The following is a 20,432-nucleotide window of genomic DNA, read 5'->3' on the forward strand; positions in this document are numbered from 1 at the left end:
GGCGGTCAGTTTTTCCTGATCCGCTTGCATATGTCACCCGCCGGTTTCCTGGACGGCCTGCCGCAGCGTGGCGGCATCGGTCAATTCCTCGTCGTAGGTGACCACAGCGAGGTTTTCCGACAAATCGATGTCGACGCCGTGCACACCGCGGATCTGCTTCAACGCACGGGTGATCGCCTGCATGCGCATGCCGTGCACGGGAATCGTCACCGTATCCATGTCATCACCTGGCCTAGAAGGTTTGTACAAGCAGTTCGCGCTTGTAGCATGCCCAGGCCGGGAAGATTCCATAAAGCCGCGAAGAAAGCCGCCACGCGGCCGGCGCGCAAATCCCCCAATCTAAATCCAGGTGAAGGGGTCCTCCTGCACCGCTGAAATCGTGACCGACAGCTCGGGCAGGTGAGTTAGGATTTGCCTCCTCACCGCCTCCAGCACCGGGCGCTCGAGAGCTGCGTGGGTGGCGTCGATGATGGCCAACCCGTCCAACCCAGCGTCGGCCACTGTGTGGTGATCGCAGTCAGAGGTCACCAGAACGTCCGCCCCTTTGGCCAAGGCCGAGGCGGCCCACCTTCCGCCGGAGCCGCCTAACACCGCGATCCGCTGCACCAGCTTGTCCCCATCGCCTCCAAACCGGATGTGCTCCAGGCCCAGCTCCTCCCGGACGCAATCGGCGAAGGTGCGCAGGGGCACGGGTTGCTCCAGGTTGCCTATGCGGCCAATGCCGTAGGCCTTGTTCGTGATCTCGAGCGGGTACACATCGTACGCCACCTCTTCGTAGGGGTGGGCGTCCAGCATCGCCCGCACCACCGATTCGACGCGCGATTCGGGAACCACCGTTTCCAATCTAACCTCGGCCGCTCGTTCCAGTTGCCCCACCTGGCCGAGATAGGGATGAGTGCCTGGCAAGGGCAAGAATGTCCCTTCTCCCGGGGTGTTGAAGGTGCAGTGGCTGTACTTGCCGATGTGCCCGGCCCCCGCCGCGCAGACCGCTTGCAAGACCTGTTCATGGTGGCTGGCGGGGACGAAGACCACCAGCTTCTTCAATTTGTCTTCGTGCAGGCGATCCAAAACTTCCACGTCGGTAAGACCGAGCTTGTCCGCCAACACGTCGTTGACGCCGCCCTCGGCGATGTCCAAATTGGTGTGGGCGGCATAGATGGTGATATCATGCGCCAACGCTTCGGCTATCGTCCTGCCTTTGACGGTGGTGGTATCCAGCCTCGGCAGCGGGCGGTAAAACAGTTCATGATGGGTGATCAGCATATCCGCACCCTGGGCGGCCACTTCCCGAATCACGGGCAGCGACGCATCCAGGGCCAACCAGACAGTACGGACCGGCTTGTCCAGACGACCAAGCTGGAGCCCGACCGGATCGCCCTGCAGGGCGAGGCGGGGCGGGGCCCAAGACTCCATCACGCGCACCACGTCGGCAGCTGTACAACGGACACTCATTCCACACCGGCTCCTTTCTCCGTCTCCTGCAGCCAATCCTCCAGCCATCGCCACTGCTCCAAGAGCCGCAAGCGGCGCAGGCCCACTTCCGCGCGCTCGCTCGTCTCCATGCCCGCGGCGGCGCGCTGCCAGCGGTTGACCTTGTCCTGCACGTGGTCCTGCCAGGCTGGGGTGGGCCGGCGCAGCAAGTACGGCCCAAACTCGAAGGCGGTCGCGAGCGCCGCCTCGCTCTCGGCAAAGGGAGCGTAGGCTGCGTCCATCCCAGTACCCGGAAAAAACTGTATCACCATGTATGTATACTCGCCGTCGCGGACCACCGTCTCCCTGCCTATCCACCAGTGATTTTGGTAAGCGTACCGACGCAGAGCGGCCGCCCCACCCATCGGCTGAACGATGAGGGTCTGCACCTTGGCGAGAACTTCAGCCGCGTTTTCCAGGATCTCTGCGGCCAAGATGCCACCAAGTCCGGTCAGTGTGACGGTGTCGATCTCGCCCGCGGCCACGGTCGCAAGGCCGTAGCCCAGGCGCACCTGAATGCGCCCGCAAAGACCGTGCAGCGCGACGTTGCGGCGGGCGCGTGCGACGGGACCCGGTCGGACATCCGTGGCAATCGCCCTCGATATGCGATCCGTCTGTGCCAAGTAGATGGGCAATAGGGCGTGGTCGGTTCCGACGTCCGCCAGCCGCGCTTGATCCGGGACCCAATCGGCCACCTGCTGCAAACGCGTGGATAACCGAATCGGCACTGGCCGCCCCCCTCTTCTCGACGCTATTCTTAGGATACCCGCAGCAGGGAGACTTGGCCATCTCGCCAATACTTTATCCAGGCAAACACCTCCCGTACCGCGTAGCGCAGTTCGCGCCGCGGCGACCAAGCAGCATAGCCGGACACATCCATATTCAAACGGCGGGCCACGGCCAGCGCCCGCGGCAGGTGATAGTCGCTGGTCACAATCACGGCCGTCGGTAGCCGCAGCCGCTCCATGACCAGGCGGCTGTTGCGCAGATTTTCCCACGTATCGGTGGACAGTCGCTCCTCGATGATGGCCTCCGGCGGGACGCCGTTCAGCACCAAGAACCACTTCATGGAACTGGCCTCGGACACCGATTCATCCTGCCCGCGACCGCCGCTGACAATGAATCGCCGCACATAGCCACACCGGTACAGGTGCAGTCCCGCCCGCAGGCGGGCCCGAAGCGTGGGGCTGGGGCGGTAGCCGTGCGTATAGGCGCCCAACACGATGGCGACAGCGGCGGGCTGAGGCCGAAACCCGCGCCCCCGCTGGCGAATAATGTCTGCCGCGACCACGACGCCCACTGCCACCAGCGCACTGGCCGCGACGAGGCAAAGTGCTCCCATGACGACAGCCCAGTGCACGGCCACCGCTCCCCCCACATGCGCTCGGCCACCTCCAAGCTGGACGGCCTGTCAAGACCAATGTACGGCGTCGCGCTCACAAATAGACTACACGCCTGCACAGAAAATAAAAGGCGCCCCGAATCTCCGGAGCGCAACCTCGCAAGAGCCTTGCTCTCTATCTCTGTTACTCCAAAAAATCCTTCAGACGTTTGCTGCGGCTTGGGTGCCGCAGCTTGCGCAGGGCCTTCGCCTCAATCTGGCGAATCCGCTCGCGCGTGACGCCGAACACCTTTCCCACCTCTTCGAGGGTGCGCGTCCGCCCATCATCCAGTCCAAACCGCAGGCGCAGCACGTTTTCTTCGCGCTCCGTCAACGTATCCAAGACGTCCTCCAACTGCTCCTTTAGCAGTTCGTAGGCCGCTGCGTCCGCCGGAGCCAACGCCTCGTCGTCGGGAATAAAGTCGCCCAGATGGGAGTCGTCCTCCTCCCCGATGGGCGTCTCCAGGGAGACCGGCTCCTGGGCAATCTTTTGGATTTCCCGCACCTTCTCCGGGCTCATGTCCATCTCCGCGGCGATTTCCTCAGCGGTCGGCTCCCGCCCGAGTTCTTGGAGCAGTTGGCGCGAAACCCGGATCAGCTTATTGATGGTCTCCACCATATGCACCGGGATGCGAATGGTGCGCGCTTGATCTGCAATCGCCCGTGTGATGGCCTGTCGGATCCACCAGGTGGCGTATGTGCTGAACTTGTATCCCTTGCGGTAATCGAACTTCTCGACCGCCTTGATGAGACCCAGATTCCCCTCCTGAATCAGGTCGAGGAACAGCATGCCGCGGCCCACATAGCGCTTGGCAATGCTGACCACCAACCGCAGGTTGGCTTCAGTCAGACGCTGTTTCGCCTCCTCGTCGCCTTCCTCGATGCGCTTCGCCAATTCGATTTCCTCTTGCGCCGACAGGAGGGGGACACGGCCAATCTCTTTCAGGTACATGCGCACCGGATCGCTGATTTTGACACCGGGTGGCATGGTCAGGTCGCCCAGGTCAATCTGCTCTCCGTCCTCCGCGTCCGCATCTGCATCGGAGTCTTCGTGGGCCCCCAGATCGAAGCCGTCATTCTCTTCTTCCTCTTCGTCTTCGTCGTGGTCGCCCCGGACTTCAATCCCGAGTTCGGACAGCTGGTCAAACAACTCGTCCAGCTGGTCTGGATCCTGCTGCTCGAGTCCGGCCAGGCGCTTGGTAATCTCGCCATAGGTCAGGAATCCTTTGGCCTTACCCAGCTCCATCAATTGATTCTTGGCATTCTGAAGGGTGTCTTCGCGGCTTTCATCGCCAGCTTCTCTCTGTATCTCTTTCTTCATCGACTCCCCGCCTCCTTCCCCCTCACTCGCATCAACCGAGAAGGGGCCGTTTCAATCGTTGAATCTCCTTCTGCAGCGTCTCGGCCCGATGCCGCAACGTCTGAGCCGCATCCGCATCCCCGCGCACCTGAGCGCGACCACTGTCCGTCAGGGCCTGCCGCCAAGCGGTCTCCAACGCTTTGAGCCGCACCGTATGCACATAACCGGCAATTTCGGACGGATCGTACTCGGGAATCTCTTCGACCAACAGCGAACTGGCGAACCGAACAAGCTCCGAGTCCGGCAAGTTATCCAGGAATGAACGGACATCGGCCGAGCTGTGTGTGGCAAAAAAAGCATAAATGAATGCCAATAAGGCCGTTTGCTCGGGTGTGGCCAATTCGTCAAGGCCTTCCTCCGCCAGCTGTTGGCGCGCCCGCTCGTCCGTCAACGCCGCCTGCAGGAGTCGACGGCCCGCCAGCACGTGACCGGGCTCCAAGGGCTGATGCGGCGTCTCCACCTGTCTGGGCTCTCGCTGCAGAGCACGCCGAGTCCGGCGAACTTTCCTGCCGATGGCTGCCAATTCCTCCGCGAGCGCTTCGCGCGACACCTGAAATTCCTGAGCCAGGATGCGCAGCTGACTGTCCCGTTCAATCGGCGACGCCCGCTCCCACAGCACCCGCAGGACCTTTTGCAAGAATTCGGTGCGTCCCGCCAACTGACTCAAATCCGCTTCCGAACGAAGACGCGAAATCAGGAACTCGGTGGCCGACAGGGCATCGTGCTCCAGCAACTGACGGAACGCCGACGCTCCCGCCTCACGGATGTATTCGTCCGGATCGGCCCCGTTCGGGAACACGGCGATGCGCACATCCAACCCCGCCTCCTGCGCGATGTCCAAGGCCCGCGCCGCCGCCGCCTGCCCAGCCTCGTCGCCGTCATAGGCGATCACAAGGCGGTTGGTCATGCGCTTCAGACGGGCCGCCTGTTCCGGAGTGAACGAGGTACCCAGACTGGCCACCGCATTTTCAACTCCCGCCTGCCAGGCCGAGACCACGTCCAGATTGCCCTCCATCAGCACCGCCTGATTCGCCTCGCGGATGGCCTTGCGGGCGGCATACAAGCGGAACAACAGGCGCCCTTTGTGGAAGATCTCCGTCTCGGGCGAATTGAGATACTTGGGTTTGCCGTCCGGCGCCAGAATCCGCCCGCCGAAGGCGACGACCCGCCCCTGCGCGTCCTCAATCGGAATCATCAGGCGCCCGCGAAACCGATCCACGATGCGCCCCCCCAAAGGGACAACCAGACCCGCGTCGATCAACACGTCGTCCGCGAACCCTCGCCGGCGCAAAAAAGCGTACAGAGTGCTGCCATCCGCCGGAGCAAAGCCGAGACGGAATTCCATCGCCGTCTTGCGCGAAATTTTCCGGCCTTCCAGATAGGCGAGGGCTTGCACACCGGCCGACGTATTCATTAAAATGTAGTTGTAAAGCTTCGCCGCCAACTCGTGGGCTTGTTGCATCGCCTCCCGTCGGTTTCGTCGGTGAGATGAAACCGTTGTGGACGAATCGGGTTCGAAGGGCAGCGGAAGATTCGCACGGCGCGCTAAAGCGACGACGGCTTCCTGGAAATCCAGACCCTCCAAATCCATCACAAAGCGGATGACGGTTCCGCCGGCACCGCAGCCAAAACAGTGATACAACTGCCGATCTGGGGACACGGAAAACGACGGCGTCCGCTCGTTATGAAAAGGACACAGCCCGACGAAGGACCGACCCGAACGCCGCAGTTGAACGTGTTCAGAGATGACGTCCACAATATCCACCCGTCGCCTGACTTCCTCGACGAACGAGTCTGGAATACGCGACATCACATCACCTTCCCGCCGCTCAACATCCCCAGGCACGCGGAAACCATGAAGCGTCATCCGTTTCGTGTCAGGCTTACAAAACAAGTATTCTACAGGAACCGCGATTTTTCCTCCCTGCAATAAAAATTCGTTTACGAAACGGGACGCAGCTTGTCGAATCCCAATCCTCTGCGTGCTGACGCTCGATGGGAGCGGCGAAAAGCGGCGTTTCGGAGTTTTTTCACAAACATTGTCTATTATCGACGGACCCTGGACAATTTATCCTTCTGCCACGGGCGTGGCGGCTCATCCCGTCCATTTCAACATATGGCCGGCGGCGTCGGCTTATGTGCGCGAGTATTGTTCCCGCCTGTGGACGTAGTCCAAGATGAGGCTCGCGGTTTCCTCCACCGCCTTGTCGCTGACATCAATGACGTAACAACCGAGGCGGCGCATAATCCCTTCCGCGTATTCCAGTTCCATGGCAATCCGCTCGTGGCTCGCGTAGTTGGCCGTCGGCGTCAAGCCCAGGGAACGCAGCCGTTCTCGCCGTATCGCATTCAGTTTGTCGGCGCGAATGGTCAACCCGACCACTTTGCCCTTGTCGCGGATTTGAAACAGTTCCTCGGGCGGATGGACCTCTGGAACCAGAGGAACGTTGGCCACGCGCATCCGGCGATGGGCCAGGTACATGCTCAGCGGCGTCTTCGATGTGCGCGATACGCCGATTAAGACAATGTCCGCCCGCTCCAGGCCGCGCGGGTCCCGTCCATCATCGTACTTGACCGCAAACTCCACGGCCTCCACGCGGCGAAAATACTCTTCATCCAGTTGATGAACCAATCCTGGCTTGCGCCGCGGTGGTGTGCCCATCACCTGTTCAAAGGCATCTATCATCGGTCCCATGATGTCCACGGCGTGTACGCCCAGCTCTGCGGCCCGATGTAACAGACGCTCGCGTAGCTCCGGCAGGACCAAGGTGAAGGCGATGATAGCCTGTTCCTCCTGTGCGCTCTTCACCGTGTCGTCGATCACGTCCACGCTGTCGACATGCGATACCCGGCGCAATTCAAAGCTGCCACCGTCAAACTGGCTGGCTGCCGCCCGGGCCACGAACTCGGCGGTCTCTCCGACCGAATCGGAAACTATGTAGATAATTGGCAGCTGCATCGGACTCAAAGCGTCGCCCCCCCATTCCCACATCAAACATCGCGATAGGCGCCCAACTCGACAAAGGCACGTGTAACCGTAGTCTTGGAGACACGCCCGACCAACTCCACCTCCGCGCCGGTGTCCGTCTGCCCCTCTGCGCGCGGCAGCGGCCGGACCACGGGCAGTGAATCGACCTCGTTTTGAATCATGCGCAACGCCGCATCGTAGAGAGAGTCTTCCGGATGGGCCGTGACGACGTGTGCCCAGCGGGTCATCGCGAGATTGACCGGGATGTCGTTGATATTGCTGCCGCCGACGGCCACTTTCAAGAGATCCTTGCGCGAGATGACGCCAACAGGCTGTCGATCCCGTACCACGATGAGGGTGCCCACGTCTTCCATGAACATCGTGACAATGGCGTTGTAGACCGATTCTGTCTCATCAATCACGGTGGGCACTGATTTGTAATCCTTGACCTTCAATTTCCGGAGAGTGTCGCCGAACAGGTCTGCGTTTTTCTTCCCGCTGAAGAAATAGCCCACGCGCGGGCGCGCGTCCAGATATCCGGCCATGGTCAGAATCGATAGGTCCGGACGGAGCGTGGCCCTGGTGAGCGACAGCATTTCGGCGATCCGTTCGCCGGTTATCGGGCCATGCCGCTTGACAATATCGAGAATCGTCTGTTGCCGCTTGGTCAGCTCGATGGTCCTCACCCCGCAACCGCGTGCCCATCCTCCTCTGTCCGTCGCAGACCACCGGGAGCATTAGGATGGTACTCAATATCATACCATTCCCCACCCATCTGGAGACATGGTCTATAAATCGAGACTGTCGAGAAAACGGGCAGACTTGACAGACAATCCGGCATACTCGCTGAGTTGGTGGCGCAATAGCGTGCGCAAAGACTTCTGTGAAGCCGCGGAGAGCTTGATCCGCCCCATGCGCGGCCACGGTACTGTGGCAAACTGCTCCAAAACGCGCGCCAGCGAGGAGGGAAGAAACAACAGCTGAAGGTGCTCTGCCTGTGCTTGCGCGCAGGTAGAGCATAGCAGACCGCCGTGGGCGCCACTGTAGGCAATCTCACGGGGAGCCGGGGTCTCGCCGCCGATGAGGCTCTGGCCGCACAACACACACGCGATCCACGGCGGGCCGACCCCCAACCAGCGCACGACCTTGGCCTCCCATGCCAAGGAGGTCAGCGAAGCCTCGTCAGGGTGCTGAACCAGCCGCTCCAGCGCCCCCTGCAAGAGTCGATACAAGGCCTCGCTGCCATCCGGTGCGTCTTCTGCGATGCGTGTGCACTGCTCCGAAAAATAGGCGGCATATGCCGCCAGTTCCAGGTGCTCCCGCAGCCTGCGGCGGGAATGAGTCACCTCGGCTTGCAGCAGTGTTCCCATTCCCTTGCCGCGGCGAATCGAATAGACGCCTTCCACCCCCAGTTGGATGGCGCTGACAAAGCGACTTTGGGGCCGCTTGCCGCCCCGAGCCATGACGGCCAGCTTACCCGAGGGCGTCAGGAGCGTAACAATCACATGATTCTCTCCGTATGCGGTTGTGCGAATCACAATGGCATCGGTGTTGAAGACCAACCTGAAGACCTCGATTCTCCGGCCGCATCGGCTATGACTGGGTCACGTAGACGTCGGCCGCATCGGCGACTGTCGCGCGTCCGTCTGCCGCATCGTCTTCCGCCTGCAACGCCTGCTGTTCTTTGAACAGCAGGTAAGCTTCTATGTCCCCGGTCATCATGAAGTAGCGCCAAGAAAAGTCCCGCACGCAATCATCCCCCTGTGACGTGCTGCGTGGCACTGTGCCTGCCAATTGTAGCTTTCCGCCGGTACCCGTCGGTATACGGGATGAATTTGCCATGAATACAGGCGGGACAAGGGTTTGCCGGATTGGTCATGCGCCTTCCTCGCTATTGCTCATCGATAGCTACTGCTGCTCGAATCCCCATCGGCGCAGCAGGCTCGGCTCGTTTCGCCAATCTCTGCGCACCTTCACCCGCATTTCCAAGAACACACGGGTGCCAAACAACGATTCCATCTCTTGACGGGCCAACGCGCCAACCTCGCGCAGCATCTGTCCACGTCGGCCGATGAGAATGCCTTTCTGACTGTCTCGCTCGCAATAAATGACCGCATAGATGTACAACACCCCGCTCCCCTCGCGGCGCTCAAGGTGTTCAACATCCACCATCACCGAGTGCGGCACCTCTTCCCGCGTCAGGCGCAGCACTTTCTCCCGAATCAGTTCCGCCATGATGAACTGCTCCGGGTTATCCGTGACCATGTCGTCTGGGTAGTACTTGGGGCCCTCCGGCAACCGAGCTGTCACCAGGCTCGTCAATGTGTCCACCTGCGTCCCGTCGCGGGCCGAAACCGGGACAATCTCCGCAAACGCAAACCGGTCCTTGTATGCGGCCATCATCTCCAAAACGTCGGGTTTGGGCACGGCGTCCACTTTGTTGATGACCAAAAAAACCGGCGTTTGAATCCCCTGCAGCCGTTCCACCACATGCCCGTCCCCCGGATGACTCGGCGCCGTGGCATCACAGACCAACAGAATCAGGTCCACCTCGCGCAAGGTTCCCACCGCCGCCTCCACCATGAACTCGCCGAGGCGATGACGGGGTTGGTGAATACCTGGGGTATCGATGAAAATCACCTGCGCGTCGTCGGTGGTCAAAATGCCGCGGATGCGATTGCGCGTGGTCTGCGGCCGGTTGGACATGATGGCCACCTTTTGTCCCACCATGGCGTTCATCAGGGTGGACTTCCCCACATTGGGCCGCCCTATCAACGCGGCAAAACCGGATTTGAACGGGCGCTGGTTATCCCCCATCGTCACTCCTCCTTCCAGCAAGCGCCACCGCAGCGGTTGTCCAGAGGGCCGCCAGCACCGTGGCGTTGAGAACCGCCGCCGCCCAGCCGTGATGGCTGAACAGGCGCCAATGCCATGGATACAGGCTGATACCGACGCACACCGCCACCCCCACCGCGGCCACCGCCAACAGGAGCACCGCTCCCGCCGCGCAATCCTTGGCCATCCGGGCCAACGCATTAAACCTGCCCCCGGAGACCAGGTCGCACACGCATTCCACGGCTGTGTTGAGGAGTTCCGCCGCCATGACCAGAAAGATGCACAGCAGAAGCAGGGCGGCCTGACCCAACGACGGGCGCACAATCAACTCCCCAACCAGCACCAGGGTCGCTGCCAAGACGTGCAGCCGCATGTTGCGCTCGCTGCGAATCCCCGCCAGGATGCCGGCAATCGCATACGCGAACGAATGGGCCAGGGGAATATTTCGGTGATGGGCACCCCTCTTGCCAGTCTCCGCAGGCTCAGCGCGTTTCATCCCGGGTCAACCCCAACCCTGCCAACACCGCTTCCTGCAAGCCGAACATCTCCCGCTCACTGGCCTCGTCGTGGTGGTCATAGCCGCTCAGATGCAAAAATCCGTGAACCAGCAGAAACGCCATCTCCCGATGCAGGCTGTGCCCGTACTCGGCCGCCTGGCGTACGGCCGCCGGCACACTCACCACAATGTCCCCAAGCGGCACAGGCTCTCCGGGCGGTACGGGCATGTCTTCTCCTTCCCCGAGGGCGAATGACAGGACATCGGTCGGCCTGTCCACTCCCCGGTAATCCCGATTCAGCTGGTGAATCTCGTCCTCGCCCACCAGGGAGACGGAAACCTCGCCGGACACGCCAACGCGCTGGGACGCCGCCTGCAGAACGCGATTGACAAAGCCCTCATCTACACCTTCGATGCCGGCCATGTCCACCCGCACATCAAGGTCCACAACGAGTCCTTGCTGGCTCACCCCTTCGCGACCTCCTTGCGGATTTTATCCGGGTCTGGGTATTCAATTCGGGAGTGGTAAATGCCTTTCAAAGTCTTCATAAACGCCCCCACCATAGCATCCAGATCTTGCAAGGTCAAATCGCATTCGTCCAATTGCCCGTCTTGCAGCCGGTCGCGAATGATCTTGCGGATCACGCCCTCCACCCGATTGGGGGTGGGTTTGGCCATGCTGCGCACGGCGGCTTCGACGGCATCACAAATCATCACAATCGCGCACTCGCGGGTTTTCGGCTTCGGACCAGGATAACGAAAGTCGTCCACCTGCACCGTTCCGTTCTTATCCTGTTCCCGCGCCTTGTTGTAGAAGTACCAGAGAATGGTCGTCCCGTGATGGGTAGCGCAGATGTCGCGAATCGGCTTGGGCAGCCCGGCCTCTTCCAACATCGCCAGACCGTCGCTGACGTGGGAGGTGATAATGAGGTGACTGAGGCTGGGCGCGATTTTGTCGTGCGGATTCTCCCCCGTCATTTGGTTTTCCACAAAAAACAAGGGCCGACGGGTTTTGCCGACATCATGATAGTAAGCCCCCACACGGCAAATGAGCGGATCGGCCCCGACGATTTCCGCCGCCGCCTCGGCCAGGTTGCCGACAATCAGGCTGTGATGATACGTGCCGGGCGCTTCCATCAGCACCTTCTTGAGCAACGGGTTGTTGGGATTGGACAATTCCAACAGGTGAATGGCGGTCAACAACCCGAAGGCGCTCTCGAAAAACGGCAATACGCCCATGGTCAACACGGCGCTGACCACCCCGTTTAAGGCGATCAACCCGACGTGCAGCAGAAACGTCTGCCAACTCAGAGAGTGATCCGTCTGCAACAGGTGCCGGGTGCTGACCGCGAGCACGCCAATACCCGCGACGAAAAAACCGGCCCGCATGAAGGTGCCGCGCGACGTCACCTTGGCTACTCCATAGGCGCCGACCAGAGAACAGACGATGCCGATAAAGGTGTACCAATAGTCAAACCCGAGCGCCGCACCGAAAAACAGCGAGACATAGAAGCTGCCCACCACGGCCAGCGAAGAGTCGACGAGCACGGCCAACAGCATGGCGCCCAGCGAGACTGGCGTCAGATAAGCCGTGGAAGCGGGACCGCCAGCGTTAATGATGGCTTTGGTCACGGCAACCAGAATGGCCATCAGCACCAGCACCAGGCTGGTCACCATCAGCATCAGGTTGTCCAGACGCCGGCGGGGGGAGCGGCGCTCCACGTAGACGGCCAACAGGCCCACGGACACGGCAACCATCAAGGCAAAACCAAACGACATCCCATAGTTGGGCCGCGTGCTGTACAGACCCACGTCGCGCAGCTTGCTGAGAACACTGGCGGTCACCACGCCGTTCTTGGAAACGATGACGTCCCCTTGATGTATGAGGATGTCCGAAACCGAATTGGCTGCCGCCTGGCGCGCTTCCTCGGTTTTCGCCCGCTGATAGACCATATTGGGCCGCAGAACGCTGACGACCACGTCCTGGACGACGGCGCGCGCATTGCGGTCCAAGTCATAGTTGAGCAGCTTGCTGTCCACCAACAACCGGCCCTGCTGGGCCGATTGCTGATTGAAGGGGGCACCCAACAGGTCTTTGACGATGCTGTCCGAAACCGTCTGGATGTCATGTATCTGCCGCGGTGTCATACCCATCAGCGACTTGATGGTGTCTGCCGAAACCTTGGCCGGTGCCACCTGCTGCACCGCCTGCAACTTCTCCTCACCCGACAGCGACTTGTTCGCCACCGTCTGGGCGGCGGTGGTCAACAACTTGTCCACGCTTTTCAGGGCCTCAGTCTCCACCTGCGAGGACATCTCGTACTGCTTGGGGACCTTCGCCATCGCCGCCTTGCGTGCGGCTTCGGTGGCCTGCGTATCGACCGCGGTAATGGGCGCGCGAATCGTCGCGGGGCTGATATCACCCACAGAGAACTGATACCGCACTGGTAGAATGCTTTCGAGCAATATAAGATACATGGCCACGCCCAGCAGCACGTAAATGGCGATGCGGACGCGCCGGTTGGCGCGAAACGCATCGTCCTCCAAGTACCGGCGTACGGCCTGCCACCATCTCCGAAACATCATCCGCGCAACCCCTCAACCCTTCTCGTACCCTAAAAAGGCTATGCCAACAGCCCTCTGTGCGCCTGGACCTCGTCGGCTTGCAACGGCGCCATCTGGTCGTAAGCGTCGATAATCTTTTGCACCACATGGTGCCGAACCACATCATGCGTCGAGAAATAATGGAACGCAATCTCCGGGATGGACTTGAGAATGCGAGATGCCTCTATCAAGCCGGACAGCCGGCCGGGCGGCAGGTCCACCTGGGTCACGTCCCCCGTGATTACCATCTTCGAGCCGAAACCCAAGCGTGTCAAGAACATCTTCATCTGCTCCGAGGTAGTGTTTTGCGCTTCGTCCAGAATGACGAATGAATCATCCAAAGTGCGCCCACGCATATAGGCCAGCGGAGCCACCTCGATGGTGCCGCGCTCCATGGCGCGGGCCACCTGCTCGGAGCCATACACATCGTACAGCCCGTCGTACAATGGGCGCAGATAGGGATCTACCTTCTCCTGCAGGTCCCCGGGCAAAAACCCGAGCCGCTCGCCCGCTTCCACCGCCGGCCGGGTGAGCACGATTCGCTTGACATCGCCGCGCTTGAGCGCCATCACCCCCATGGCCACTGCCAGATAAGTCTTGCCCGTGCCCGCGGGACCGATACCGAACACGATGTCATGGCTTTGAATCGCCTCCACGTAGCGGCGCTGGCCCAAGGTCCGGGCGCGCACCACTTTGCCGCGGTGGGTGGTCGCCACCTCCGAAGTGAACAGGGTCACCAGTTCCTTGAGTTCCCCGTTCTGCGCCAGCTCGATGGCGTAGCGATAATCGCTCTCGGACAACTGCGCACCCAGTTGCGTCAAATAGGAAATGGTCCGCACAATTTCAATCATCTGGTCGACTTCGGCCTCTTGGCCCATAAAAGAAACCTCGGTGCCACGGATGACGACCTTCGCCGCATACGCCTCGTCAAGCAAGCTGAGCAGCAGGTCGCCCGGACCCAAGGTGTGCATGGCTTCTTCGTTGTTTGCAAAAACCCATTTCCGACAGGTCTGTTCCCCGGTCAACCAACTACCAGCTCCTTTATAATGAGCCGGCGGCGTATCACACCCGTCGCTCACGCGGATCCCGCGTGCGGCGCCGCCTTCTTCTCGGGAGAGGGGGGAGCCGGTGCAGCCACAGCGATGTCCTCCTCCACCCGAGTAAAAACTTTTTCGTATAGCTTACCACGCGACACTTTGCGCTGTAAAACCTTTTGCTCAAGGATGACGCCGTCGCCGCCCATCTGCCGCTTTACGTCCGCCGCAGCCAGCGTCAACGCCCGCTTCTCCGCCGCGGTCACAGAATGGCGGACAGCGTACGGCTGCGCTTCGTACACGGTCGCCGTGCGCAGTTGCAGCGGCAGCCGCCACTTCCCCAACCGCCAATCCGTGTCGTGATCACGTTCGATGGAGGCCTTGTACCTTGGCTCCTGCCAACCCCAGACACGGATGGCCCATGGACCCAAGAGTAAGTACTGCCGCTGGACCTCCTGTCCAGTCAACCCGCTCTGTCTCACCTGGAGCGGCAGCGACACCTGGGAAGTGTACCATACCTCTGCCCAGACCTCGCCGTCGGCCGGCACCTCCTTGCCGTCTCCGAGCAGTCCGGAGATGAGCAATTGTCCCGGCTGCACGACCTGCCCGGGGCGCACCACGGACTTGCCCCGGGTGGCAAACACACGGCGGATGGTCGCCGGTTTCGCGGCGACGATGTTGTGAGGCTGCTGGGGTTTTTCCGGCACATCGGGCACCTTTTCGACAGCTTCGACGCGCGCCACCGTCCCCTGAATGTTGACCCCCACCCAGGTCAGATTGGGCGCGCGCTTCTGAATATCCGCCTGCAGCCGATCCAGGTCGCGGACTTGGCCCTTCCACGCCCCGACGTAGAGCCCCGCTTCGGCGGCGGCCTGGCGCAGGGACGCCTCGCTCTCTTCCGATACCCCGTCTATATTCACGCGCCAGATCAACTGGCTCTGCGCGTATACCAACAGCAAGAACAGCAACATCCCGGCGACAAACGCCTTGCGGCGGCGTACCCGGCGCAACGTGAACGGTAATCCGGAACGTTCGATAAAGCGGATCTTTACCCGTCTGGCACGGCACACCCGATAGACTGCGGGGAAGTCGCGCACGCCGGCCAGCAGGGTCGCCCGCCCCTGGCCGAGACGCACGTGCCGCATGGGTATACCTCGGCGCTGCAGTTCGACAATCACGTCCGGCACCGCCGCGCCCCGCAGCTCCATGTACAGGGACCCAAACCACCACTGCTCCAAGTGTGTCAGGTTCATCGCTCATTCCCCCGGCGGCGGATAAACTCGATGTGGTGGACGCGTCCCCGCACGTGGATTTCACCGGAGACGGCGAGCGTCACCTCAAATCCCTCGCCGGCCAGCCGCACATGAGCCCTCCCGATGTCCACGACGATCTCCGACTCGTCCACCCGCTCCAGGCCGACGATGTTCTCCATCACCACCTGTTCATCCGCCACAATCAGGACCCGTGCAACGCCAGCCACCGTGGCGGGGGGCAGAGACAACCATTCTGAGGCCCTACGCTTCCACGCTTTCCGCAACTTTCGCATGCGCATCCCCCTCGTCCGTGGATGGGACTGAACGCGGCCGCCGCAACGGGTCCAAACGTTCCACACTCTCTAATCCGTATGAACGGCTGGGTCAAGCTATGCCAGTCAAGCTGTCTCCGCCGCTCGACACAAAAAAAGACCCGCCATCATGGCGAGCCCTCAACTTGTCCAACACAGTTTTACCGTGCAATTATTTATGATGAAAGGGAGGGATTCGTCCATCCCCGCAATCCGAGCAAGCGGACCAGGCGGCTGGTCACCCAAGCAACTCTTGCACAATCCGTTGCGCCACTTGACCGTCGGCGCGGCCACGGATCTGCGGCATCAGCTGGCTCATCACCTTGCCCATGTCCGCTCGGCTGGTAGCCCCGACCTCCGCAATCACGTTGGCTGCCAGCTCCCGCAACTGCGCGTCGTCGAGCGGCTGGGGCAGATACTCGGACAAAATCGCGATTTCCGCTTCGGCTTGCTCCGCCAGATCCGCCCGCCCCGCCGAGACGAACGACGCCAACGAATCCTTGCGCTGCTTGAGCTCTTTTTGCAGCACCGCCACGACATCCTCGTCCGTCGGCGCCTTGCCGCTCTCAATCTCCCGGTTCTTGAGAGCCGAGCGAACCATGCGAATCACCGATGTCCGCAGTTTGTCGTGACTCTTCATCGCTTGCTTGAGGTCGTCTGACAACCGTTCCGCCAAGCTCATCGCAGAGCCTCCCTATCCATGGCCGTGTCTGTCCACTCAGGATCAGTAGGAACGCCGCTTCTTACGGGCGGCTTCCGACTTCTTCTTGCGCGCTACGCTGGGCTTTTCATAGTGTTTCCGCTTGCGGATCTCGGCGAGCACACCGTCCCTGGCTGTCGCCTTTTTGAAGCGCCGGAGTGCACTGTCGATGGACTCGTTTTTGCGGAGTTTGATTTCCGACATCTCTATCCCTCCCTCCGACACTTTCAAATCGAGAATCAGCGCTAATTATAGTACAGCGAAAAAACCAGTGTCAAACCGCCCGTTCGCAGAGGCGCGTCATGAAAATCCGCCTGTCCCCATACAAGTAGACGGGGGGTGTTGTCCATGTGGATTGCGGCGCTGGCGGCCGTCGCGTCGCTGGTCGTCTTTCTCGGAGGCCTGCGCCTGATGCGCAGCGGCCTGGAGGCGATGGCCGAAGGCCGTCTCCCCGCTCTCTTGCACAAACTCGCGCGCACACCAACGCGCGGCATTCTCACCGGGGCCGTGGTCACCGCCCTGGTCCAGAGCAGCGCGGCCGTCACCGCCGTCACCGTCGGATTGGTGGCCGCCGCCAGCCTCAGCTTCCGCGACGCCCTCGGCATCGTGCTCGGCGCCAATGTCGGGTCCACCATCACGCCGCTCATCCTGACGCTGGACCTGTGGCGGTTGGCCGTGCCCTGCTTGGTTGTCGGTCTGGTGCTGCTGGCTCTCCGGCGTCCGCGGCTGCATCCACCCGGCATGGCTTTGTTGGGTTTTGCCTGCATCTTCATCGCCCTGCAGTCCTTGACGCGGGCTTTGCATCCACTCACGACAACCCAGTGGTTTGCCGACAACCTGGCCGCGGCCGGCCGCAACCCTATCTGGGCGATGGCGGTAGGATGCCTGGCCAGCGCCGTCGTGCAGTCCAGCACCGCCACCACCGTGGTCACCATGGCCCTCGTGGAAAACGGCGCTGTCCCGCTGGTTAGCGGCATCGCCATGGTGCTCGGCGCCAATGTCGGCACCTGCTTCACCTCGGTCATCGCCGCCATTGGCCAACCACGGGCGGCCGGGCAGGTCGCCTTGGCGCACGTCCTGCTGAACGCCGCCGGCGTGCTCCTGTTCCTCCCGTTCATCGCCCCGTACAGCGAGTGGATGACGTGGCTGAGCCCGCATCCCAAGCAGCAAATCGCCGACGCCCACTCCATCTTCAACATCATCTGTACGTTGGCCGTGTGGCCGGCCATTGGATCGTTCGCGCGGCTGGTGGAGCGGCTACTCCCCGAGCAAAGCCGGACCTGAACTGGCCCCCAGGCGGCTGGCGCCCATGCGCAGAAACGCCTGAGCCTGCTGGGGCGTACGGATGCCGCCGGCCGCCTTGACGCCGTGGCCGCCCGCGGCTTCCAGGCCGGTCATTCGGGCCAGCAGCGCCACATCGGCCAGCTGCGCACCCCGGGGCGCAAACCCGGTGGACGTCTTGAGAAAGTCCGATCCGGCCGCCAGCGCAGCGTACCCGGCCTTCACCATCTGGTCAATCGTCAGGTAATGGGTCTCTAGGATGGTCTTGACCCGCACTCCCGCGTGTTCGCGGGCGGCCTCTACCACCGCCCGCACATGCTCGTAAACCGTCCACACGTCGTCCTCGCACATGGACCCAATCGGAATCACCATGTCGATCTCGTCCGCGCCGGCCGCGGCCACCCGGTGCGCCTCGTCCGCCAATGCTCCCGCGTCCTCCGCGCCGAGCGGGAAACCGACCACAGTGCATACTTTTATGCCGGTGCCGGCGACACGTCTGGCCGCCAGCGCCACGTGCTGCGGGTGAACGCACACGGTGCGGCATGCCAGCCGGCGGGCTTCGTCGACCACCCGCTCGATATCCAGTACCCCCGCCTCCGGGCGCAGCAAGGTATGCTCCAGTGCGGCGCGGATACGTTCGCCGGCCTCGGGGCCGAATCCGGGCAGAGGCAGCTGCAGGAAAACGGGATCCGGCAACTCACCCGCCCACTCCACGGTGGCCTCCAGTTCTTTGCGGCTGACTGTCAATAGCTGGTCCACCCAACCCTGAACCTGCGCCCACAGCTCGGCCAACCGCCGTTCGTCGACGGAGGCCGACAGCTCTCGCCAGGTTTGTTCGTGGCCCTCCGTCAGCCACGCCCAGATCACCGCCGCCTTGGCAAACACCCAGTTCCAATTCGCGTACCCGCGCTCGGCATGCTCGTGCACCGCCGCCTCCCACGCGAGGTAGCGGGCGCCCCGCACCTCTTCTTCCTGGGGAAGCGGATGAGCGGACGCATCATCCGGTTGCAGCAGAAACAGGCGCACCTGTTTGCGCACCTGTTGGCCGTCGCGGGAAATGGGGTACTCAACCCGCCCCAGAGGCGCGAGAATCCGCGCTCGAATGCCGGTCTCTTCAGAAATTTCGCGAACCGCCGCCTCCTCCCAGGTTTCCCCCAGCTCCACATGGCCCTTGGGAAACGAAATGTGCCCGTAGGCGTCGTCAATCATCAGCACCTCGCGGCCGCTCGCTCCCTGGCGGACCACCAATCCGCCTGCCGCACGCTCTATCGCCATGCCCGTTGTCATCTTCATTCCTCCCGAGGCTTAGGCTTCCATCGCTGCTGTCCAACCGGTCTTCGGCTGCGGCCAGCCGTCCTCGCTGCTCGTCACCTGCTCCACGAATTCGGCACACTGGACATCATCGGAGCAGCGCACCAAGCGCACACGGCACACCTCACCGGTCAAGTCCTCAGCCCGCGTACCCGCCGGCACGGGGAAGGCGACCTTCAAGTAGTTGTCCGTCCGCCCCACCAACCAGAACCCGGCCTCCCCGTTGGGACCTGCGCCTGGCTTGCCGCCGTCCCCGCAGGGCTCCTCCGGAATCACCTCCAGCAGACGAGAGCGCTGGCTTTGTGCGTAGCGCAGGGTCGATTCGCGCGACAACTGCAGCAGCCGCTGAGAACGCTCCTCCTTCACCTCGTCCGCCACCTGGTCCGGAAACTTGGCGGCCGGTGTGCCTCGACGAGGGGAGTACGGAAAGACATGCAATTGGGCAAACTGCTGTTCGCGGATGAACGCTTCGCCCTCGGCGAAGAACGCGTCTGTCTCGCCCGGAAAACCGACTATCACATCGCTGGTGATGGCCACCCCGGGCAGTGCTTGCCGCAGACGGCGCAGCTTGTCGGCGTACTCCTCCACCGTGTAGTGGCGGTTCATGCGCTTGAGCACCTGATTGTGCCCGGCCTGCAACGGGATGTGCAGGTGTCGGCAGACCTTGCGCGACCTGTCCAGGACCTCAATCAGGTGGTCGTCAATCTCACTGGCTTCAATGGAACTGATGCGCACCCGATACAGTTCGTCAATGGTCTCCAGGTCCTCCAGCAGGTGGGCCAGCCGATACCCGTTCAAGTCTGCCCCGTAGCCGCCGGTGTGTATCCCGGTCAGGATGATCTCGCGATAGCCCGCCTTAGCCAGCTTGCGCGCCTGGGCCAACACCTTCTCCGGTTGGCGGCTGCGAATCAAGCCGCGCGCCCATGGAATCAGACAGAAAGTGCAAAAGTTGTTGCACCCGTCCTGAATCTTCAGGTTGGCGCGCGTACGCTCCTCAAAATAGGGTACATCCAGTTCGTCGAAGGCCCGCGTTTTGAGGATGTTGCCAACCGATTTGCGGACGGCTGGAAACGGGTTCTGCTCGCGGCGGATGCTATCCACCAGGTCCACGATCTGCGACTTTCGGTCGTTGCCCACCACCAAGTCAACGCCCTCTATCGCCGCCACCTCGTCCGCCGCCACCTGCGCATAACAGCCGGTGACCACCACCGTTGCCTCCGAATTGGTGCGCACGGCGCGGCGAATCATCTGCCGCGACTTGCGGTCGCCCGTGTTGGTGACCGTGCAGGTGTTGATGACATACACATCTGCCACTTCCTCAAACGGCACCTGCTGGTACCCCGCCGCCTTGAAGCGCTGCCAGATGCCCTCGGTATCATAAAAGTTGACCTTGCACCCTAATGTGTGAAACGCCACCGTCGGCATGGC

Annotated in this window: 22 protein-coding genes; 1 reads left to right on the forward strand and 21 read right to left on the reverse strand. The window is 61.8% G+C overall.

Going from position 1 to position 20,432, the window contains the following annotated elements:
- Positions 1–33: 33 nt before the first annotated feature.
- The 19 genes from ASH01S_RS02475 to rpsU all read right to left on the reverse strand — a co-directional run bounded on the left by ASH01S_RS02475 (position 34) and on the right by rpsU (position 16,616).
- Positions 34–219 carry a heavy-metal-associated domain-containing protein gene (locus ASH01S_RS02475; protein WP_067922937.1) on the reverse strand — a complete coding sequence of 62 codons (186 nt, stop codon included), beginning with the start codon at positions 217–219 and terminating at the stop codon, positions 34–36.
- 120 nt (positions 220–339) lie between these two features.
- The gene (locus ASH01S_RS02480; protein WP_067922943.1) at positions 340–1,452 is read right to left on the reverse strand and encodes a Nif3-like dinuclear metal center hexameric protein; all 1,113 of its coding nucleotides are present in this window, start codon (positions 1,450–1,452) and stop codon (positions 340–342) included.
- Positions 1,449–2,198: a tRNA (adenine(22)-N(1))-methyltransferase gene (locus ASH01S_RS02485; protein WP_067922945.1), complete on the reverse strand. Its 750-nt coding sequence runs from the start codon at positions 2,196–2,198 to the stop codon at positions 1,449–1,451. Before ASH01S_RS02485 ends, ASH01S_RS02480 begins: the two co-directional genes overlap by 4 nt.
- 29 nt (positions 2,199–2,227) lie before the next feature.
- The gene (locus ASH01S_RS02490; RefSeq protein ID WP_245628903.1) at positions 2,228–2,848 is read right to left on the reverse strand and encodes a YdcF family protein; all 621 of its coding nucleotides are present in this window, start codon (positions 2,846–2,848) and stop codon (positions 2,228–2,230) included.
- Positions 2,849–2,996: 148 nt separating this feature from the next.
- On the reverse strand, positions 2,997–4,172 hold the full coding sequence (rpoD, locus tag ASH01S_RS02495; RefSeq protein ID WP_067922947.1) for an RNA polymerase sigma factor RpoD: 1,176 nt from the start codon (positions 4,170–4,172) through the stop codon (positions 2,997–2,999).
- A 31-nt stretch (positions 4,173–4,203) separates the two neighbouring features.
- Positions 4,204–6,021 carry a DNA primase gene (dnaG, locus tag ASH01S_RS02500; RefSeq protein ID WP_067922950.1) on the reverse strand — a complete coding sequence of 606 codons (1,818 nt, stop codon included), beginning with the start codon at positions 6,019–6,021 and terminating at the stop codon, positions 4,204–4,206.
- A gap of 324 nt (positions 6,022–6,345) precedes the next feature.
- A complete protein-coding gene (locus ASH01S_RS02505) occupies positions 6,346–7,170 on the reverse strand; it encodes a pyruvate, water dikinase regulatory protein (RefSeq protein ID WP_174520714.1) in 825 nt (274 codons plus the stop codon).
- 32 nt (positions 7,171–7,202) lie between these two features.
- On the reverse strand, positions 7,203–7,865 hold the full coding sequence (gene ccpN, locus ASH01S_RS02510; RefSeq protein WP_157066951.1) for a transcriptional regulator CcpN: 663 nt from the start codon (positions 7,863–7,865) through the stop codon (positions 7,203–7,205).
- Positions 7,866–7,967: 102 nt separating this feature from the next.
- On the reverse strand, positions 7,968–8,741 hold the full coding sequence (gene recO, locus ASH01S_RS02515; protein WP_067922955.1) for a DNA repair protein RecO: 774 nt from the start codon (positions 8,739–8,741) through the stop codon (positions 7,968–7,970).
- A gap of 31 nt (positions 8,742–8,772) precedes the next feature.
- On the reverse strand, positions 8,773–8,928 hold the full coding sequence (locus ASH01S_RS18290; protein WP_157066952.1) for a YqzL family protein: 156 nt from the start codon (positions 8,926–8,928) through the stop codon (positions 8,773–8,775).
- Positions 8,929–9,087: 159 nt separating this feature from the next.
- Positions 9,088–9,996, reverse strand: a complete 909-nt coding sequence (gene era / locus ASH01S_RS02520; protein ID WP_067922960.1) for a GTPase Era — start codon at positions 9,994–9,996, stop codon at positions 9,088–9,090.
- Positions 9,986–10,510 carry a diacylglycerol kinase family protein gene (locus ASH01S_RS02525; protein WP_067922962.1) on the reverse strand — a complete coding sequence of 175 codons (525 nt, stop codon included), beginning with the start codon at positions 10,508–10,510 and terminating at the stop codon, positions 9,986–9,988. The genes era and ASH01S_RS02525 overlap by 11 nt, the downstream gene beginning before the upstream one ends.
- Positions 10,497–10,934, reverse strand: a complete 438-nt coding sequence (ybeY, locus tag ASH01S_RS02530) for an rRNA maturation RNase YbeY (RefSeq protein WP_067923227.1) — start codon at positions 10,932–10,934, stop codon at positions 10,497–10,499. Before ybeY ends, ASH01S_RS02525 begins: the two co-directional genes overlap by 14 nt.
- A gap of 41 nt (positions 10,935–10,975) precedes the next feature.
- Entirely contained in the window at positions 10,976–13,096 is a 2,121-nt protein-coding gene (locus tag ASH01S_RS02535) for an HD family phosphohydrolase (protein ID WP_067922965.1), read from the reverse strand.
- 38 nt (positions 13,097–13,134) lie between these two features.
- Positions 13,135–14,085: a PhoH family protein gene (locus ASH01S_RS02540; protein WP_067923230.1), complete on the reverse strand. Its 951-nt coding sequence runs from the start codon at positions 14,083–14,085 to the stop codon at positions 13,135–13,137.
- Positions 14,086–14,189: 104 nt separating this feature from the next.
- A complete protein-coding gene (gene yqfD / locus ASH01S_RS02545) occupies positions 14,190–15,401 on the reverse strand; it encodes a sporulation protein YqfD (RefSeq protein ID WP_067922967.1) in 1,212 nt (403 codons plus the stop codon).
- Positions 15,398–15,694, reverse strand: a complete 297-nt coding sequence (locus tag ASH01S_RS02550) for a YabP/YqfC family sporulation protein (protein ID WP_067922969.1) — start codon at positions 15,692–15,694, stop codon at positions 15,398–15,400. The genes yqfD and ASH01S_RS02550 overlap by 4 nt, the downstream gene beginning before the upstream one ends.
- A 256-nt stretch (positions 15,695–15,950) precedes the next feature.
- Positions 15,951–16,394: a GatB/YqeY domain-containing protein gene (locus ASH01S_RS02555; RefSeq protein WP_067922972.1), complete on the reverse strand. Its 444-nt coding sequence runs from the start codon at positions 16,392–16,394 to the stop codon at positions 15,951–15,953.
- A 42-nt stretch (positions 16,395–16,436) separates the two neighbouring features.
- Positions 16,437–16,616 (reverse strand): 30S ribosomal protein S21, encoded by a 180-nt coding sequence (rpsU, locus tag ASH01S_RS02560; protein WP_026960926.1) that lies wholly within the window; start codon positions 16,614–16,616, stop codon positions 16,437–16,439.
- A 144-nt stretch (positions 16,617–16,760) separates the two neighbouring features.
- Between rpsU and ASH01S_RS02565 the strand changes: the two genes are divergently transcribed.
- Positions 16,761–17,696, forward strand: a complete 936-nt coding sequence (locus tag ASH01S_RS02565; protein ID WP_067922975.1) for a Na/Pi cotransporter family protein — start codon at positions 16,761–16,763, stop codon at positions 17,694–17,696.
- Here the strand turns inward: ASH01S_RS02565 and deoC are convergent.
- A complete protein-coding gene (gene deoC / locus ASH01S_RS02570; protein WP_281178179.1) occupies positions 17,670–18,980 on the reverse strand; it encodes a deoxyribose-phosphate aldolase in 1,311 nt (436 codons plus the stop codon). The two genes, ASH01S_RS02565 and deoC, sit on opposite strands and share 27 nt — an antisense overlap.
- Positions 18,981–18,998: 18 nt before the next feature.
- Positions 18,999–20,429 (reverse strand): tRNA (N(6)-L-threonylcarbamoyladenosine(37)-C(2))-methylthiotransferase MtaB, encoded by a 1,431-nt coding sequence (gene mtaB / locus ASH01S_RS02575; protein WP_067922978.1) that lies wholly within the window; start codon positions 20,427–20,429, stop codon positions 18,999–19,001.
- Positions 20,430–20,432: the final 3 nt, after the last annotated feature.

The organism is Alicyclobacillus shizuokensis NBRC 103103, assembly GCF_001552255.1.
Taxonomy (GTDB): Bacteria; Bacillota; Bacilli; order Alicyclobacillales; family Alicyclobacillaceae; genus Alicyclobacillus_G; species Alicyclobacillus_G shizuokensis.

Coding starts and splice junctions, on each gene's coding strand:
- ASH01S_RS02555 (WP_067922972.1), bottom strand. CDS start 16,394: ATGAGCTTGGCGGAACGGTTGTCAGACGACCTCAAGCAAGCGATGAAG.
- era (WP_067922960.1), bottom strand. CDS start 9,996: ATGGGGGATAACCAGCGCCCGTTCAAATCCGGTTTTGCCGCGTTGATA.
- ASH01S_RS02480 (WP_067922943.1), bottom strand. CDS start 1,452: ATGAGTGTCCGTTGTACAGCTGCCGACGTGGTGCGCGTGATGGAGTCT.
- ASH01S_RS02565 (WP_067922975.1), top strand. CDS start 16,761: ATGTGGATTGCGGCGCTGGCGGCCGTCGCGTCGCTGGTCGTCTTTCTC.
- ASH01S_RS02550 (WP_067922969.1), bottom strand. CDS start 15,694: ATGCGAAAGTTGCGGAAAGCGTGGAAGCGTAGGGCCTCAGAATGGTTG.
- deoC (WP_281178179.1), bottom strand. CDS start 18,980: ATGACAACGGGCATGGCGATAGAGCGTGCGGCAGGCGGATTGGTGGTC.
- ASH01S_RS02475 (WP_067922937.1), bottom strand. CDS start 219: ATGGATACGGTGACGATTCCCGTGCACGGCATGCGCATGCAGGCGATC.
- mtaB (WP_067922978.1), bottom strand. CDS start 20,429: ATGCCGACGGTGGCGTTTCACACATTAGGGTGCAAGGTCAACTTTTAT.
- ASH01S_RS02525 (WP_067922962.1), bottom strand. CDS start 10,510: ATGAAACGCGCTGAGCCTGCGGAGACTGGCAAGAGGGGTGCCCATCAC.
- ASH01S_RS02535 (WP_067922965.1), bottom strand. CDS start 13,096: ATGATGTTTCGGAGATGGTGGCAGGCCGTACGCCGGTACTTGGAGGAC.
- yqfD (WP_067922967.1), bottom strand. CDS start 15,401: ATGAACCTGACACACTTGGAGCAGTGGTGGTTTGGGTCCCTGTACATG.
- rpoD (WP_067922947.1), bottom strand. CDS start 4,172: ATGAAGAAAGAGATACAGAGAGAAGCTGGCGATGAAAGCCGCGAAGAC.
- ASH01S_RS02505 (WP_174520714.1), bottom strand. CDS start 7,170: ATGCAGCTGCCAATTATCTACATAGTTTCCGATTCGGTCGGAGAGACC.
- dnaG (WP_067922950.1), bottom strand. CDS start 6,021: ATGTCGCGTATTCCAGACTCGTTCGTCGAGGAAGTCAGGCGACGGGTG.
- rpsU (WP_026960926.1), bottom strand. CDS start 16,616: ATGTCGGAAATCAAACTCCGCAAAAACGAGTCCATCGACAGTGCACTC.
- ybeY (WP_067923227.1), bottom strand. CDS start 10,934: ATGGCCGGCATCGAAGGTGTAGATGAGGGCTTTGTCAATCGCGTTCTG.
- ASH01S_RS02540 (WP_067923230.1), bottom strand. CDS start 14,085: ATGCACACCTTGGGTCCGGGCGACCTGCTGCTCAGCTTGCTTGACGAG.